Origin of the sequence: Paenibacillus sp. FSL H7-0690 (assembly GCF_037980415.1) — a bacterium.
Classification (GTDB): Bacteria; Bacillota; Bacilli; order Paenibacillales; family Paenibacillaceae; genus Paenibacillus_AQ; species Paenibacillus_AQ odorifer.
Genome location: NZ_CP150281.1, coordinates 1082202 through 1100279, shown reverse-complemented (window position 1 = coordinate 1100279; position 18078 = coordinate 1082202). Strand labels below are relative to the sequence as shown.

Here is an 18078-nt window from a genome sequence, read left to right as displayed (position 1 = left end):
AACAGCAATACGCCACCTTCCGGTAGTTATTGCTGTTCAGAAAGCTTGTTATTCGACTGTTCCATCCGGACTTGCAGTCGGGGAGGGTTCAGCACTTGAATCAGAAGCTGGTGGAATATTAGGGTCGGGATCTACGATCAATGTAAATCTTCCGGCTTTGATCATACTTTTCTCTAGAATTGTCGCTCCAGGCTCCAATGTAACCTCAACCTGATAGGAAGGTTGTTCACCTTCAGTCACAGCTGTTGCGGAAGGCAACCCAGTGCTGTCCTCAGTATTAGAGGAAGGCGTAGGAGACGGAGATGCATCAGCTACAGCATTAGTAGCATCTGCACCTTCTGCTGTTCCTCCAGTAGTGCCAGCGGCATCTGACTCGTCAGCAGCGTTTCCCTCATCCGTCCCATCCGTTGACGGCACTGGACAAGTCCCATTCGTAGCAGCGACCTTAAAGCTTTTATCTATCTCTGTAGACGAAGACATTAAACTAATCTCAGTCGGTTGAAACTGCACACAGTCATCTGCACTTGCGAAGGTGAACACCAATATGCTGCTCCCCTTATCTCCTTCGACGCTCTGATCCTTCAAGTATACTGAAGCTGGAGGCAGCATATTGCCTGCACTCTGAACAGGGGTCGGCTCAGGGCTTGTCCCCGGCAGAGCCGTCTTCGTATCATCCGGACGCAGCATACTGAATACGATAATTGCAATAATCACCAGAATACCCGTAATGGAGCCGGAGATTAAGAGTCGAAATCGGCTGCGGCTGATCCAGCGCGCCAGCGGGGAAGCCAGTTGGGAGCGGGCTTCATTGTACACATTTTGCAGAGCAGGCCGAGCTGCCGCGACATAGTTCTTTCGGAATTCCCGATTCTTGAACGCTTCACGATCACTGCTCAGGAAATACTTCAGAATCGCCTTACGGTAACCCGGTTGCAGCTTTTTATTCGAAACCGTAAATAAAGGATTGCCTTGCGACCAAGCAAAAAACCGATAGATGATTTCTTTGTCGGAACCGGCTTTACGCTTTAACAGCTCCAGAAGCGCATCGTAATCCAGCGGACCCCCTTCACGCTGAGTTGTATAGTAAAAGGCTAGCGGAAGCCGTTCAAAGGGTTCCAGAACACGCACCTCTTTTAGCAAACGACGACCCAGTAGCTGCACATCGTCTAGTTCCTGCGGAGACAATCCTGTAAAAATCTCCTCATTCGGCTTCTCTTCACCAAACCAGCGGTAAGCGGCACGCAGCGCATTCTCTTTCTGCTTGCTAATCCTATCCAGTGGCGGCTGCCAATCGACAACATTACCATACCGTAAAAAAACTACCTCCAGAAGCTCCTCCTGCGTCATATCAGAAAGCGATAAGCGGTTCAGTAAGAATCTATCTGCTGAAGCAGCAAGATCCTGCATTAGGGAGAGTGCCTTAGGAGCAACTCCTGTTCCTTTGCGGCGATCTTTTTCTGCCTTATCTACAATTTCATGAATTTCCGCCACAGAAGCCACCGGATCATGCTCCAGCTGGAGCTTTTCTAGCAAATAATCCTTCACAGCATTTTGAGCAAAAGACTGCTCTAACGCCACTGGCAGGAACCGCCCCCAATGGAGCACAAAGCTCAGAATATCCGCAGATCTGGACGCCGCAGCTAGTCTTGATTCCATATAAGGCTCAAGTAGCTGCTTACGGAAATAAGTTTCAGACATCACGCGCTGGAAGTAAGCTGCACTTAACTCATCATTACTCTCAATGATCCCGTAAGCAGCACTCAAAATATCCTTGCGGCCCGCTTCCACACTATGAAGCATCCCATTGATGAAATAATCCACGATTCTGACCCTGTAATTGTGATCCTTAAGTACAAAATACTCTTTAAAGCATTCCATAATCGCCGGATCTGGCACATTTCTTTGCCGAATCAGATCAAATTCCCGGTCAAACCGTTCTAAGAAAATATCATTCAAGCGGATTCTAGAATGAATTGCACCGTCTGGTTTAAGGTAAGAAAGCAAACCACTTAGCACCGCACTCTTGTTTTCCGTATATAAATGCTCGTTCCCTTGCTCAATCTCATAAAATATAGCCAGCTCATTATAGAAAGAAAGGGTTAGCTTGTGCTCAGAACTCTCTCCACGCAGAATCTGATCGGCGAAGCTTACGAAGTCGTTAATATCTCCTGGATTCAGCAGTAATAGCTTCCACACCAAATCAGCATAAGGCTGGCGGGTCTCGCCAAAATCGACATTCCCCATCCGTCCGGAAGCCAAATCAAAGGTATAATCCTTCTCAATACTGCGGTCACCGGGACGAAGTGAACCTTTTTCCACAAAGCTAAGATGTATATATTTACGGCTTTGCGGTTCATTCGCATAGGTAATCACGCCTAATCTACGGCGGAATTCATACGGCAGCACGCTATACAGAATTTCTGTAAGCTCCACCGCCCGCGCAGACAACTCGGTGATAGGTACGTTTAGAGCCACGTAGATTTTTTTCTTACCTGCTACAGAGAGCATCACAGCTTGCAATAACGCCTTGAATATCCCTTCATCAATCCCTAACAAGCGTAAGCCTGCGATTGGATCAGGGCTGCGGTCTGTGCGAACAACTGGAATAGAGGGCAGCTCCGGCAAGGTTCCACCAAGCTCTCCCGTATAACGCTCTGCAAAATCAGCATGCAGCCAGTCTCCATAGCTCTGCACAATTTCTTCGGAACGTGAAGCAGGAACTACATAGTTATGTGCAAAAAAAGCGCTTCGTTGGCCTGTGAAATCGGCCGCTTGATAACGACTAAGCCCAATAACTGTATCCCCGTTCTCAGCATGAAATAGGTGCAGCGCACCAGGATATGCAGCCTCATCCTTCTCTCCACGTGCGGTTAACTCCGCAGGAGCATCGTAGAGGCAGAAGGGATGAAGGATTTTTTTCACAAAATTATTGTCTAGACTATCTGATTTCGCTACCGTATCGAAGCCTTCTGTGGAACGAAACACTCCGCGACGTTCGCGGGTGTACATCTGTTGGGCGATTGTTGACCCTGAGAAAACATTCACGGGCCGTCGCTCCCCTCAATATACTTCAGCTTATGCAGCAGCCAAATAAAAGGCTCGTCTACACGAATCGGGCTTACTACACCCTCAATCTTTTGATTCACAGGATTGCTGCCCAACGCAGATACTGCAAAATAACCCGTATTCGCGAAATAAACATCCATCGTATCTTTAAAGGGTCTGTCCACCTTACCAATAAATCTGCGAATTTCCCCGTCGATATTATGGAACTCGTCCATGTTTAATGTTTTGCGGTGAACATAGTTATTGAACACATTGCTGTTGGACTTGATGTAATCGCCATCCTCATCCTTCAGCGAATGCAGCATATCACTTTTGGCAAGCACAACCGCTGTTGGAATGTCTGTCTTACTCTTTTCCTGATAGGCAATAAAATCACCGAACATCGTCAGCACCACATCGCGCGGCTCGTCATATTGTGAGACCCATTCTCCCGGGCGGTCACCGATGTTAATATGAATCTTTTCACGGATAGAACGGATTTGCAGCGGATCGACCATAAACAAAATACCCGCAGAGTTCTTGATATGCTGACCATGAAGTCCAAGATAATCCTGATCCACCATACCCTCACCTGCTACATCAAAGAATACAAGTGTCAGTGGCGGTTTATTTTCATCCTTAAAGACAAATTGAAAGATAAAAGGCTCCTGCATTTTTTCCTTCTGTGTAGAAGCCAGCAGATCCCCACGCTCAAAAAGCGGTTCTTCATACAATGTACGGAACTTACGGCTAATCTCTGCATTAAGCGGCATACAAGCGGCATCAAAATGACCTGCTGTAGTATGCTGCAATGTGTGGATCAGCGAGGTCATATACACCGATTTCCCGACTTGGGATGCCCCGATAATCGAGATGATGTTACTTGGCACCTTCCCGGCAGTCACCGGCAGCTCATTATGGCAGGACGGGCAAAGCCGTCTGCGCGTAAGCACACCGTAACGATCCGTAAGCCCAGTTAACACATGATCCGTGTAATGATGATATTCTTCCGGAATATCCGCCGGGTTGATAATCGCTTCTATGTCATCTACCGTATCAAGCCCAAAGCGCTCACGGTATTTGTTCAAGGCGTCATCCTCACCCAATGCGTAATTTTCATCGTCCTCCCGGCTGTGCATAGCCCGAAAGACGACATCCTCCGGAGAGAACTTGGTGAAGCAATACGGACACACTATATCGTAAAAAAGCGGCCGCGGCTCCGGCTGATTCTTTTTCATAAAACGGCTAAAAAAAGACATCTACTCATCCTCCCAAAAGTTGTATCTACGTACTTGCTATGAACGCACTGCTCATTACCCGCTTGTACGCGTAGACCCAGTCTCACTCCGGTACCAATTCGTAATAAAGCCCATATTTCTTGCCATCGGTGAAAAAGATGCGTACAAAATCATCCTTACCGATTTCAATCGGCGGAAGTACATTGCGTCCAGGAGCGAAATCCTGGACGAAGGGAAAGAGAATACCATCCTCTTTCCCTGCAGGATGCCCTCCACGTTTCTTGACATAACAGAGGACATCCCGTGCCACGGGCACTTCTGCCGTAATCGCCATATGTACGGTCTTTTGTTTTCCGAATAAGGCCTTTTTTTGTTGAATGGAATAATAGATCCGGGCTTTGCCTGCACTGACCATCACCCGGTTCACACCATCATTTTGCCTCACCAGGGCAGTCTCACCGTTCTCAGCAAGACGAGCAAATATCGTATAGGATATCAATCCGATCTCATCCAATCGATCACGATAACCATTGTTAGATTTGTATTCCTCACGAGTGTAGAGCTTCATCCCGATCGGCGGATCATCTCCGGTTCCCATGTCAGCCGCTTCTGCGGAGGTTTTGTGGATGTACACCGCCTGCACGCCGTCCGGCCAGCGCCATCTCAGCGTACAGAATCGGTCATCCACTTGGGATGTCACATCCGTTATTCCCGGAGCGGAAGCATTAACCTCGGCGTACCTCATTACTGTAAACCCCTTTCCGCTACACTAGAATCCTTTGCTGTTCCGGCTTCTGCGCCGACCCGGAAAGTTATCCGATGCTGGTGCAGGCGCTGCGTTATTGTTTCTTCTATTTCGATAAATACGTCCTTCTCCTACCGGAATGACGCCTGTAAATAATGCAATAATAGCAGCTAATATAAGAACAGCCAGAAGACGAATAAGACTTTCTGTAAAGGAGTCACCGCTAAGTCCAAATTCCAGAATCAGTCCTGCGATCAAGCCTGATATTACGCCGCCAATCCCAAAGCTTTTAGCCAAATGACGGTTATCAAACATAATTCCCAGACCTAATCCAATTGCAGCCCCCATCAACATCAATGACAAAATACGAACCGCAGCATAATAAGGACTGTCTGCCGTTGAATCACTGCGCTCAGTTAGCAGCGTCCGATCTCCCAGACGGTCATAGATCTGCTGGAACACATCGCCCAGTAGGGCTGAATCCTTGACATCATAATAGTGTCCGCCTGTCACTCTCGCAATATCCTGCAACAGCTGAGTGCCTGCTGGATCATTCAAGCCCAGACCAATGGTATTCACGGCAATGCCGCGCTCTACATAAGCCTGCAACTCTCTTGTGGTATCGAAATTACTCACTCCGTCAGACAACAAGATGACCATGGCTCCTTGGTCTTTTTTGCCGTCACTGTCAATCTCCTTGAGTGCCTCCGAGACCGCACCGCTAATATTCGTACCGCCTTCGGTTGGCTGCAGATTATCGATTGCAGTCAGCACCTTCTCACGATTCTCCGAATTTGAAAGTGGCGTTAAAGGTTGGACAACTACAGCTTCGTTGTTAAAGGTCACCACGGCTACCTTATTGTCAGTGTCCATTTTTGTAATTAACGCTTTTGCTGCGGAATACCGGCTATTATCGGGATCACTCTGTGTCATACTGCCTGAGTCATCGATAGCCATTACTACATTCTTAACTGGTCTGGCTCCGCCAAAATTCAGCTCATAAACAAACTCCGTTAAGGCTCCAACACCAAGTGCAAGAACAATCATCAGAGGCAGCAGCTTCCACGATAACCCCAGATAGCGCTGCTTCCATGAAGCTCCGTTCAGTCGTGGCGAGATCATCTCTGCAAGCAGGCAGCCTACACCGACTCCCAGCGCCACAATGGCAAAATAAATACCCACAAGCAGGATGGAAGGCAGATCGTTATACCAGCTTAGCAGCCATTCGCCAAAAAGAAAGGCGACCCCGCCGCCGATCAGACTGAAGAAGAGCAGCAGCAGATTGATTTTTCTCTGCATCGTTATACTTCCTTTCCGGGTAAAATCTGAATTGTACTCTTATCCTTTAAACATTCCGGGGGTTATGCTGCCTGATAAACGGGCTACCCGGATGTGTTATCATCCCCCAGATTGCACTTTGTGCAATAGAATGGAATAGGAGAAACATCTATTTCTATTCTATTGCATAGTGTGCAGTGGAAATAAGGAGAAATGTCCCTATCCCAGAAATCTAATTAAGCGTTATATCCGATGACTCTATTGCACCAAGGCAATAAAGGGACTCAAAGTGAGGGTACCTATCTATTACGCCATCAGCGCATCTCAGGAAGCTGATCTTCACTCAGCCCATGGAGCTGATAGCCATTCTGAGCATAAGTCTCATAATAGACCTTACCGTTGCGATAATAGAGCAGGTCTTCTAAATGAAAGCCGCCCATCAGGTTTAGCTTCTCCACTCCGCTCCTCCGCTGCTCATGCACGAATCCTAACCGGTAAATCCGGGTTGTCTCATCCACTCCAAAGGCGTAGCGTAGAAACTCTGATGAACTGTCTCCGAAGAAATATTTCTCCTCATGACGATGCTCTTGCGTATATTCGAATAACCGAACATTAATGGCCGCGCCCTCTTCTAAATTATGATACAAGCGCTTGAACAGCTCTTCCCTCGATAGAACCTGACGATTCTCATAGGCTGCCGCAACATTTGCACGCCGCAGAAGCTCTTCCTCAAAAGATAAATTGAAAGGTTCTGCTGTCAGCAGCTCCCGGCGGCAAATATCAATCAAACGCTCAATCACAGCTTCTTTCCCTTGTTCTAAGAGCTTGGAGATACTGCCCATGTACTTCTCACTGAAGAATATTCCAGGTCCACGCCGGGTTTCGATATCCTTCATCACTTCTTCTGTGACTACGCGGTAGTATTCCATTACGTTCTGGCCCGTTGTTTCGTTTGTTCGCCCAATGCTGTCCATAACAGTAATACGCAATTCTTCCTCCAAAGTCTCCATAGCTTTCACACGGGCCATACTTTCCATATGAAGCTGCTCAAGTGCAGATTCCAAACGACTGCATAGGGCAAGCTCACTTTCTAGGCCCAATAGTTCATATTTTTTGCCATATACGGCTGAGAATAAATAATGAATGAAGTTACGTACTGTTCTTTTATCAAAAAGCGGCACACGCTGGAACGGCTGGCGCTCCACGCTTTCTGCGTAAAGGTCCTCAAGCTCCTCCTGCATGGAGAGAATCGCGGAACGCAGGCCTGCCATATGCTGACGTAAAAGATGGAGCACACTTCCGGCTTCATCACGATCTGCCGTCCACTCCGCAAGCTGATAAAAGCTTACCGCTGGCGTAGATGTTTCCTGTGCCGCCAGCATAGTGCGCCATTGGCGTAATGGATTCATTCCCTCTACTCTCCGGTTTGACTCTGCCACAAAGTTATTGCGGAAATAAGCTTCGCCCCCGTCACCGAACAACTGCCGTTCAGCTTCACGAAGTGACAGCTGCTTCAGTTCATTATAGGTAGGGCGTCCGTGACTCATTAACCCCGTCATTTCATTCAGGCCGTCTTTCTCCGGAAGTAGGTGTACCGCGTGTTCCCGCAAGCTGTCAGGGTCCAGCCCTAACAACGCCTGCCGTTCACGTATAGTCCACGAACTGCCCTCACGCATATCGGAGACAAGCCGCCGGAACGCATGATACAGCACCGCCAAAGCAATTTGAACATTAGGTCTTCTTACCCCGGAAAAGCCAGCAGAGGCGTAGCCTTGTCTTCCAGTGCTGCCCCTGATGCCGCTTTTGAAGGTCATATTGTTATATCCGCCATGACCAGTAGCCTGATCAGAAGCCGGGCGGACCCGATTTTTGAGCAGACTAATATGAGAAATAATCTCGTAGTTGTCATCCATACCGTGTGCAGACATCATACCGCGCTCATTCTTATCGGAGAGCAGATACACAAGGTCAAATAATGCGGAAGGACCATGGGCAACTGGAATCGACAGACCGTCTTCCGTCACAAGTAACGGCGCATTAAACTTATAGTCCGTAGCTTGCATTCTGTCCAATTCACGCAGAAAAGCCAGCCCTACTGAGCTGGAATATCCAAAATTATCCCCTTGCTCCCGCTCATTGATCAGAGCGTAGAGATCTGTCTGTACGGACTTAAAGGACTGGCCGAGTACAGCACGAGCCAGCAGTGTAATTTCCGGCAGCAATACATTAAGCGGATCATCAACCCGCGTAATGATAGAGAGATGGATGACGTCAAAAGATGAATATAGACGTCCATAATCCGCTATACTGTTGCTCAGCCGCCGGATAACTTTATTCATTTCAGCAAGATAACGTGTATCCTCATGAAACTTGCGGTAAAGTTCATGACGCACAGTGCGTGGATCTGACCCTGCCGTTTCCGGCAAGGCCATGGCCAGCACCCGGTCTTTTCCTCCCGCAACAGATCCACTTATACTTCCGTCTGTTCCCTCTTTTGCCGCACCTGACACAGCATGTAATGCCATAACACCGCCGGCGTTATCCCATTTTCGTTCGCAGCTATCCAGCACCGGACCGATGGCCGGAGCAACCTTGTCGCCTACGAACAGAAACAGGGCAGGGTAATGGATGCTGCTGCGTCCATCCCCTTTGCTGCGCTGTGCCTCTTCCTGTACCGCATATTGTTCACCATAAGATAATGCCTGTGTTTTGATCATAGGCCTATTTCAACTTTCTGCGGATACTGCCGAGCTTGCTAGTCATGCTCTTGTAGAATCCGTACATCTCATCGCCGCTCTCATACTCTACCCGTTCGTACTCCAAGCTGTCGCGTGCTTCCAGGAATGATACATACAGTCCTTCCAGCTTATAGAGCAGCGGGGTAACGTCTTCAGCGGCAGTCATTTCACCTGCACGACGTGCGGCCTTACGCAGCAGTACGCTGCGGCTCTTCTCATCCAGCTCCCGGAAGTGCCGATACACGGCATACTCTACGTAGCTGCGCTCTTTCATCAAATTAGCAAACGGCTCCCAAGCGTCCTCTTCTTCATCACGGTCATAAACGTAGAGTGCGCCTTTTTTGATAATGCTGTCCGTATACAAAGCTTCAATGAACTGATCCATCCACTTATCTTCGTCCAGATATTGATGAAGCACACCTTCAAGCTCAGCGGCTTTGGCAGTCAGTTCAGCATATTTAGCCAGCTCCACACGAACACGTGAAATCAGCTGCGGTGAACGAATGAGATTCTCCTGCGCCATGTCCTTGTTGATGCTGCCAAAGATATCTTTAAGGCCTTCACGCTCCAAGCCCTTCTCACGCAGGCTCTTCAGCTCATCAACCGCCTTCTTCACTTCACCGAGATTTGGGCGTGTAGATTGCAGCTGCATATCGAAACCGTTCAAAATGGCGTCCAGATCAAAAGGTTTGGTGAACACAACAGAATATCTGTTACTTGTGTTCTCATCTACACCTTTTTCAATAATGACTCCACTTGCCAGCGCTTTTGCAAAGTCTGCACGCACTCTAGCGTTATAATCACGTACACGAGAATTGACGTAAGTGTCGCCCCATGATTTTTCTGGAATCGGAGAAGGCAGGTACGTCCAGTTGTTCTTATCCGTCATCACGAGATGGCGGCCGATCCCTTCCTTGTCGAGAATGGTCCGCTCATAGTTTTCTTCAAACACCCGCAGCGGCGTGTATACGAAAAGTGGCACACCATTACGTGTATTAAGCCAGAAAATACGATTTTTCACTTGGCTTTCCTTGATCGTAAATTGCGATTTGCCAAGCGCATTATTCTGATAATTACGAATCCCTTTTAGGATACCCGGCGCTTTAACAGGCACGGAAACGAAACCCCATGATGGGAAATGTAAGCTGCCTGAGCTATTGCTAAGGTGGAAGGTAGGCACAGCCTCTTCGTCCAATTTACCGGCAATAATCCGCTCAACGAATTTATCCAGCGGCTCTTCATGGCCGAATTTCATCACAAGGAAATCCTCCATCGAACGGGTAATCAGATCCCCAAACTTATCGCTAAGGAATTCCGAAATTGAGCGAACGATATCAATCTCCTGCTCTTTGACCCAACGTCCGGAATGCTTCAGCATTTCACGGGTGAAGTCGCGAATCAGGTCGTCGCCGTCCTTCTGATCCATGATCTTGGAGATGGTCGCCGAAATATCCGGCACGTTCACAATGTTCCAATAATAAGTTTTGTTTCCTTTATAGTCTGCCTGCTCTTCGCCATTGATAAGGATGTCCCCGTTCTTGGCAAAAATCGAGCTAAGCGCACTAAGAATCTCTGTAAACACACCGTAAATCCGGCTGTTCTCATCGTTTAATAGCTCATATAAGTCCTCGTAAAATTGAATCATTTGTTCAGTGCGTTCTACATCGGCGTGCAGCCAATACTCATTGATTTTAGCCTCAATATAGGCATTTTTCTTCTTCTCTTTGGAGACAAAAGCACTGCGGGCATCGCTCAGCTTCTCATCCGCACTGTCCTGCGCCGTCTCAATATCACGTGGCAAACGCAACAAGCTTTCACGTAAAGCCTCAATATAAGACTGAATCAGCTTCAAAATACAGAAGCCCTTCTCGGTATACAGCAAGCGGGAAACGTAGAACGGTCCTTGCTCTGGATGCAGGAAGATGCGCTCCAGCTCTTCACTGAAACGTCCCACAATTTCGCCAGGCAGCTGCTTTTTCGATTTGATATATTCTTCACGGGCACGAGCCAGGAAGTTCTGCTCCAGCTCTGTATCCATGCTTACCACTTGATTCTTAACAACATTGGCATGGCTCAAGCGTTCGCTGTTCTCGTAGCCTGGCAACGGCTCAGGCACACGGGATTCAAACGTCTTGATCATACTGTCGAGATCAATTCCAAGCTTACGTGCGAATTTCTCTACATCCTCTTGACCTGGCGCCTGCTGGAACATTTTTTCCATTTTATCAAACAAGCGGAAAGCCAGGTAAGTCGTCATTTCCTCAATCGGAAGCACAGCGGACGAGGCACCGATAATGTTGTATTCATAGTTAGCTGGGTAGGTCTTGTTCATCTGCGCAATGTTAGTGCGGATATTACTGATATAGTCATGGATGGCGAATTCTTCACCAGACTGTTTTTCTTCACTCGCCATAAAGTTCGTGATGTTCTCCGCCGTTACGTTCATACAGTAATCGTACGCATTCTCCAGCAGCTTACCCTCGGTATTCGTTGCAGAGATCAAATGACATAGATTAAATGGAGGCAGCGGTGAATTTACCGTCAAAATATTACCGTATTGCTGCTGGAATCGCTCACCACGACTGTCCACATTCATCCAGTAATCCAGCTCTTTTAGCGCTGCATAACCGTTCTTGCGAATATATTCACGCGTGTGCTCGCTTAGACTTTTATTAGACAAATTCACGTCAGGTGTAAAGAGGTACCCCAGTGTGTTCACACGGTCAATACCAGCTGATCCATAGTCACGTTCAATAATACCGCGCACGATATAGGCAATATCCAAGAAAGCCCCACTGCCTGTACCGCCCGACAGACCTGTCAGGAGAAAGACCATCAGCTTTTTGTTAGTGCCTACGGATAACGTCTTGATCTTCTTATCAATCGCGCCTACAACCTGATTAATCTTGGTGAACAAAAGCAGACGTCCAGCCTGCCGCACACCAGCAGCACCATTCATACCATCTGTAATACTCAGCTCAGGTGACAGCCAATCCGTAATATAGGAATCGAGGATACTGCGGTTCTGCAACAATCCGCCGATTTCGGCATTCGCCAACAGTACAAATTCATTTTGCGGGTCCAGCCCAATGCCTTTGTATTTTTTTCCACGATCCTGTTCATTCGTCTCAAAAGCTAGAAATTCCACATTATCCGGCTTGTCCCGTTTCTTCTTGGATATCGGATCCTCCGGCAGCTTAAAGCGGCGGTTAATCTGATATTTAAGACGCAGCAGAGCATCAATGCCCGTGCCGCCTAGTCCAATGATCAGGATCGGATTATCAATCGTATCCACCCTGATCTTATCGCTGACAATCCCGCCGCCTAGTGATACATCCAATTGCTGTATATGCTCTCTTACTACTGGTTTCATATGCTTATCCTCCTAAAAGTTTTGCGGAAGCTGTACTTCAGATATCTTGCAGCAAAACTGTTTCTGCGGCATATATTGCCATTGCCTACTATACTAAATATTCCAGATAAATCGTCTTATCTACCGTCTGTAGAGATACTGAAACGCGGTCCCCACTCTTCAGTTCAAGACCACGCGAAGCATCCGCAGCACGTCCGGATCTCTCCACAGTAACACCTTCTCCGCTGCGTAACAGCAATCTGTCATTCTTAGCCGGTGTGAAAATAACAGTTTCGCTCTCCTTCAGTTCAGGCGCCAATTGCAGCAGCTGATGAAGGGTGAACTTGCCCTTGAAGCCTGCAAGCTTCTTATATTGTGGGTAGGTCTTCTCACCCGTATTGCTGTCTTTAACCTCTACTACCAGCTGTCCAACAAAACCACGTGCCGATTTCTTATTCAGCACATACCATGCTGCACCCGCTGCCAGCACTAAAAGAATGCCCCCTATAATGTAATACAGGGTATTGGATGAGGCTTCCTTCAGGGGTTCTTCGTTGCCAGTCCCTGTAGAAGGTGCTGTTGTTGCTGCTCCGCCTGTCTTCGCGCTGATCTGGACAGGTGCACTTTCCCGATAAAAGCTGCTTTCCTCTGCCCGTACCTTCAACTCGTAGTTATGGCTTTCTTTTACCTCAAAGGTACCCTTGAAGACAGCTCCGGAGTTATCCAGTTCGATTTCTTGCACATCACCTGTATCAATATCTGTAGCAAGCAGTACCGCCTTCATATCTTGATACAAATTACTGAGTGTTACCTGAGTACCGTTGCTGAACAGATGCGAGGTGATGTCGATTTTATCACCCTTTTTATAGGTTGCTGATGGCAGCGCATCGATCTTAAGCTCCAGGTCATAGTTAAAGACTAGATTAATATCAAACTTATCCTTTGGCACACCTTTAACCTGAAGTTTCCAATCTCCTTCCTCCGGTGACAGTAGCTTAATCAAGCTATAAGTAGAAGACTTGGACAGCAGGACATTGTTTGAGGGGATCGCAACTTCTTTCCCTGACGGGTCCGTTAATTTCGCTGTCACAGGCTGTGAAGACATAATTGAGATATTGGCTTCCAAAACACTGCCGTTAGGCACGTTGACGGTCACGTCCTGATAATCGCCATTTGCAGTAATCGACTGCACAGGCACTACCTTCAGCTTCAAATGGCTGGCAAAAATCTCACTCAGGATTTGCGGCAGATCGTCTGCTGAGTCCGTCGAAAATGCTTTACCACCCGTCTCGTTGGACAGGTCGGCGAGGCTTTGTTTATTCAGCTTGCCATCTGCATTAAGTCCAATGGTATAGATGGGATAGCCATTCTTTTTGGCAACCTCTACGGCCGCCTTCAGCTCTTTATCTGATTCACTTTGCGTCCGGCCTGTCGCTTTGTTGAAATCGTTATTGCCGTCAGCGAGCATTACAATGATAGGCTCATGGGAAGGGTCACTTCCATTCTGCAGAACCTTTACAGCTTCCTCTACGCCAATAGCGATATCGGTGTAAGCTCCTCGGTCCAAACCATCAATAAAATCCTTCAAATCCTGCTTATCGCTCTCCGAGCTAATTTGCAGCAGGGCCTTTTCCCGTTGCACCTTGTCGGTATAGGCAACAATACCTACTTTATCACCTTGGGTGGATAACATATCTATGAACATTTTCATCGCTTCGTTGGCGATTTTGTTCTTGTCACTAGTCTTCATGGAGTTGCTGACATCAATAAGAAGCACAGCGTCAATGTGAGATTGCGCCGACGTTGCCGCATAGGCCTTAACAGCTGCAAAAGGCGAGGCAGCTAGACAAAGAGCCAGGAGCAATGCCGGAAAGATACGTAGAAAGAGAGTCTTGGTTGTTCTAATACTTTGATATTTACGAAGCATAAATAGGGCTCCTCTTGTGTTATATTAGGCACATATGACAGGTTCAGCACTATCGCTAAAATCTGTAAATAGCATGCCATTATGATATAATTAAACCTTGTAAACTTCAACTTTAGGACCGCCGGACCCAGTGCATTGATGCATAGAAGATTATCATTCTAAAAGCCATCTGGACTGCAGAGCGTCCATGAGAAAGGATTGTTCCATGATTTCATACGTCATTCTTGGGATTACGTTCCTAATTGCCGTAATTCAGATTTCCATTTATGCCGCACATCAGCGCAAACCACTGACACGTGATGATATTAACGATCGACTGCTAGCCGCTTTGAACGGAGGCGATAAAGGCCGTGAATAAGAAAAGACCCGTTACCTTCCGGCCTTTCAAGGCCCCGCGTTACGCTTATGACAAGCTGCGCATCTGTCGCCAATGCGGGCGGTATACCGCTCTTGGCGAAGACCGCTGTAGCAAATGTGGCAGAGCCTCACTTATTGCTGTAGAGCAGCACGCAGCATCACTAGCCAGACGGAAGATGCATACCCGCCTACTATTCATCTTACTGCTCACACTAGCCTCTGTCTATTTTGGAAATAGCATCCAACAAATGATATTGTGTGGTGCCGGGGGTCTTGTGCTTGCTGGACTATTGTACTATACGCAGCGAAAAGTAAGGCAGAACGAGAATCTTCGTTCTCTCAATGAGCTGCTTGGTCGTGGGATCGGCATCATCAAGGAAGGGCTGGAGGTCAACCGTCAGGAAGCTGTCTCCGTACTCCGTGAGGATGATGTTCTTGCCTATGAGAAGCTGCGGGAGCTCTCCATCCTGCTTCGCGGCGACCGGATCGCGCGGCAGCGAGTGGCTTTGCTGCATGGATTTTTACTCCGCAAGGATATGGATCTAGAACTGGAGCAGCTTCTTCTAAAAGACTTCGAACCACTGCTAGCCGAATATATCGGCGAGATCGCTAAAGTCCGTCCCGATCTCATTAAGGATCGTACACTACGCTACGTGAAGAACTATGAAGTGGAGATTCGCCAGATGGCTAACGGCTTAACCATCCTTACGAGCGTTGCAGGAGCGGCGGTAAGAATGAAGCGTTATGCCCTGCTCTACTCCAATATGATTGGCCGATACGTGCAAGATCTGCCCAAGGACCGTTTCTTGCGGTTGTCCAAACTCATTGCTGCGAATCCCCATGAACCTTGGAACGGCTTAGACCTCAGGGTAGCTGACATTCGTGAAGCCAAATATCGCTGGGACCCGGAGGTCCAATAGACCTGAAAGCTAAGATGAACCAATATAAAGCAAACATCCTTATTGATGACAACCAAGCGTTTCTCAAAGAAATATAAGGATGATGTATACCGTAAAACTTATACTTTCTTAGGCTTTCTTATATTTTGAAAAAAGAGGCTACTCTATATGACGTTCAAACAATTAATAACCCTGCGAAACTTTATGATCATTTTGTGTATATGCATGCTTGTGCTGCTTGGACAGAAGGTTTTTCTCATCGCAGATAAAATACAAATCACCAAAGAAGCCGACCGTCTCTACGCTGCCGGGGATCTGATTAATGCAGAGGATCAGTACCGTCAAGCAGCGGCCAACTATTCCATTGATTACCAGGAAGAAAGAGTCGCAAAACGTCTGGATGAATTAGCTCCAATCACAGACATCCGCAAAGTTCTGAATGATTTGGTAGCCTCTACTAAGGAGGAAGCAGCGACTAAGGATTTTGCCGGATTTATGAAAAGCTATCAAGCTCTGCTCAGTTTAAAAGCTACATATATGAAGCCAGGCGGTCCCTATGAATCCTATTATCGCCAGTTATCGTCGGCCTCAGGCATTTCAGACCAGTTCACCTCTTATTTCCGTCAGTTTAAGGAGCTGTTCCTTGCCGAGCTTGCCCAGAACCAGAGCGGAGGGGTGAGTAATGAAGAGAACTTCAAATGGAATCTTTTGCAGATTCCTGATGCTTATTATGGAAGTGCAGCTTCCAAAGAGGATTTACTAGCCTCAAAGTTTAAAAGCCATGACACAGCTATATTAAAATCCTTAGCAGGAGCAGGAAACTTTACCGGCATGCTGGAAAGCACCCTGTCCCTGATGAGTGCTTATAGCCAGCATAATTACGAAGCTCCTTGGGTACTTCAACAAGCAGAAAGCAGCGGGAAGATCATCCTGAACAAGGATCTTGAAGGTGACAATATCACAGCTTTTGCTGGGCATGCTGTAGCTTATCGTAATTTTGCAGGATCGGCAGGCATCACTTCATCCAAGGTGCTGACTTTGATCGATACTAGTAAGGCTAAGCTACTAAAAAATGCCAACCGTCTGACTACTAAAGGTCAATATGCTGAAGCGATACAATTATACGGAGATCTTGCCCCGCTAGAAGATACTTCGACAAACATTGCCGCTACTAGGCTGGCTTGGAATATCGCAGAGCCTGTTCGCCTCCTTCCTGGCGGTGAAGAGCAAGACAAATACAACAACGCCATCTCCCGCAAAGGACTATTGGGCACAAAAGTGATCGTTGCCGGGACGGATAATAGTGGCGTGCTCTATTATGCCGCGATGAATAACGACGACAATGTGGTCACATTATCCGGAAACAGCTTGCCACGCTTCGAGAGTCTGCGCAGTCTTACTTTTAATGAACAGTTGGCAACCTCTTCAGGTGTACCTGTAGTTTTAGCCCAATCTGAGGTTGAAGGTGGACGCACCCTTTTCACAGCATATGAGATGAAATCGAATGGTATTTCGCAGTTATTTTCTTTAGCTGGTGATAGTTATGAACTGCAGTCCGATGACTCTATTCTCGTGCCTAATGCGGATCTTGGAGACGGTGTTGACGGGCAAACGGCACTTTACCGTAAAGTAGACGGCAGCTATCAATTCGCGGAGATTGTTCAGGAGTATGCTGTAATCTCAGCTGCGGATCTGACCACTCATCCTTTTGAAAAGGTCTCTTTTCATTGTGAGATCATCGTAGATAACTTCGGCAATAGTCTTGCTTACTCGGATGGGATTTATATTTTGCTCCAAGGAGAAGTGGGTTCCGTTACAGGTAACGCGTTAGTTAGTGGCCAATATCAGAATGGATATGAGCTCGTTGGAACAGACATGGGCGAGCAATATGTGCCTGTGTTTATAGTGGAATCCGTAGGTAGCATGAGCTTTGGGCGGTAGGGATTTGGGATACAGGATACGGCATACGGGATAACCTTGTCTTTGTGTCGGCTCGACGATCCTGTAAGCTCCACCACTTATAGCACTAGCGTTGGACAGCGCTTCGATGGTTAATAGGTACGTAATGCCATGAAGATCACATAGCTCGTTAATCATTCGTAATTATCCTGTAGTCTAAGTCTCGTTAATTTACCTATTGTAGATGTTTTTAACAATCCATTGAACTTTCAAGTAATCTGCTCTAGACGCTTTCACACCATTGGTTACGCATCATCCCTTATGTGATCTACGTTTGATGTAACATCTTCAAGCAAATTTGCCATTGTTAGCAGTACCTGTTGCTAGACAAAAAGACACTAACCGGGGGTTGGTGTCTTTTTGTCTAGCAGTCTATGGATAGATGAAAAAAATCAAAAAGTAACCTGTTACGGGATAATGTCGTATTGCATTAAGCACGGTGACTTTTACTCAGCTACTCAATTGGCACTTTTAATTTCTAAAGCACTTCTATATAGGTCCCACAAACACTCCAAGGAAATAAAATTGTGAACCGTAGTA

At 47.2% G+C, this 18078-nt stretch carries 10 protein-coding genes; 3 read left to right on the top strand and 7 right to left on the bottom strand.

Annotated features, from left to right (window positions below):
• Positions 1-48 precede the first annotated feature (48 nt).
• From MHI32_RS04845 to MHI32_RS04815, 7 genes are all read right to left on the bottom strand, one after another.
• Positions 49-3045 carry a glycosyltransferase gene (locus MHI32_RS04845; protein ID WP_340011980.1) on the bottom strand — a complete coding sequence of 999 codons (2997 nt, stop codon included), beginning with the start codon at positions 3043-3045 and terminating at the stop codon, positions 49-51.
• Positions 3042-4304: a hypothetical protein gene (locus tag MHI32_RS04840; protein WP_076129587.1), complete on the bottom strand. Its 1263-nt coding sequence runs from the start codon at positions 4302-4304 to the stop codon at positions 3042-3044. The genes MHI32_RS04845 and MHI32_RS04840 overlap by 4 nt, the downstream gene beginning before the upstream one ends.
• Positions 4305-4386: 82 nt before the next feature.
• Positions 4387-5028, bottom strand: a complete 642-nt coding sequence (locus MHI32_RS04835) for a beta-mannanase (RefSeq protein ID WP_076099551.1) — start codon at positions 5026-5028, stop codon at positions 4387-4389.
• Between the two features lie 24 nt (positions 5029-5052).
• On the bottom strand, positions 5053-6327 hold the full coding sequence (locus MHI32_RS04830; RefSeq protein ID WP_340011979.1) for a VWA domain-containing protein: 1275 nt from the start codon (positions 6325-6327) through the stop codon (positions 5053-5055).
• A 293-nt stretch (positions 6328-6620) separates the two neighbouring features.
• Positions 6621-9023 carry a transcription initiation factor TFIID gene (locus tag MHI32_RS04825; RefSeq protein WP_340011978.1) on the bottom strand — a complete coding sequence of 801 codons (2403 nt, stop codon included), beginning with the start codon at positions 9021-9023 and terminating at the stop codon, positions 6621-6623.
• A gap of 4 nt (positions 9024-9027) precedes the next feature.
• Positions 9028-12417, bottom strand: coding sequence for a tubulin-like doman-containing protein (locus MHI32_RS04820; RefSeq protein ID WP_076129589.1), 3390 nt, complete (start codon positions 12415-12417; stop codon positions 9028-9030).
• Positions 12418-12505: 88 nt separating this feature from the next.
• Positions 12506-14323: a vWA domain-containing protein gene (locus MHI32_RS04815; protein ID WP_340011977.1), complete on the bottom strand. Its 1818-nt coding sequence runs from the start codon at positions 14321-14323 to the stop codon at positions 12506-12508.
• A gap of 205 nt (positions 14324-14528) precedes the next feature.
• Between MHI32_RS04815 and MHI32_RS04810 the strand changes: the two genes are divergently transcribed.
• The 3 genes from MHI32_RS04810 to MHI32_RS04800 all read left to right on the top strand — a co-directional run bounded on the left by MHI32_RS04810 (position 14529) and on the right by MHI32_RS04800 (position 17520).
• Positions 14529-14681, top strand: coding sequence for a hypothetical protein (locus MHI32_RS04810; RefSeq protein WP_155986556.1), 153 nt, complete (start codon positions 14529-14531; stop codon positions 14679-14681).
• Positions 14674-15600 (top strand): hypothetical protein, encoded by a 927-nt coding sequence (locus MHI32_RS04805; RefSeq protein WP_076194438.1) that lies wholly within the window; start codon positions 14674-14676, stop codon positions 15598-15600. The genes MHI32_RS04810 and MHI32_RS04805 overlap by 8 nt, the downstream gene beginning before the upstream one ends.
• Before the next feature lie 147 nt (positions 15601-15747).
• Positions 15748-17520, top strand: coding sequence for a hypothetical protein (locus MHI32_RS04800; RefSeq protein ID WP_340011976.1), 1773 nt, complete (start codon positions 15748-15750; stop codon positions 17518-17520).
• Positions 17521-18078 lie beyond the last annotated feature (558 nt).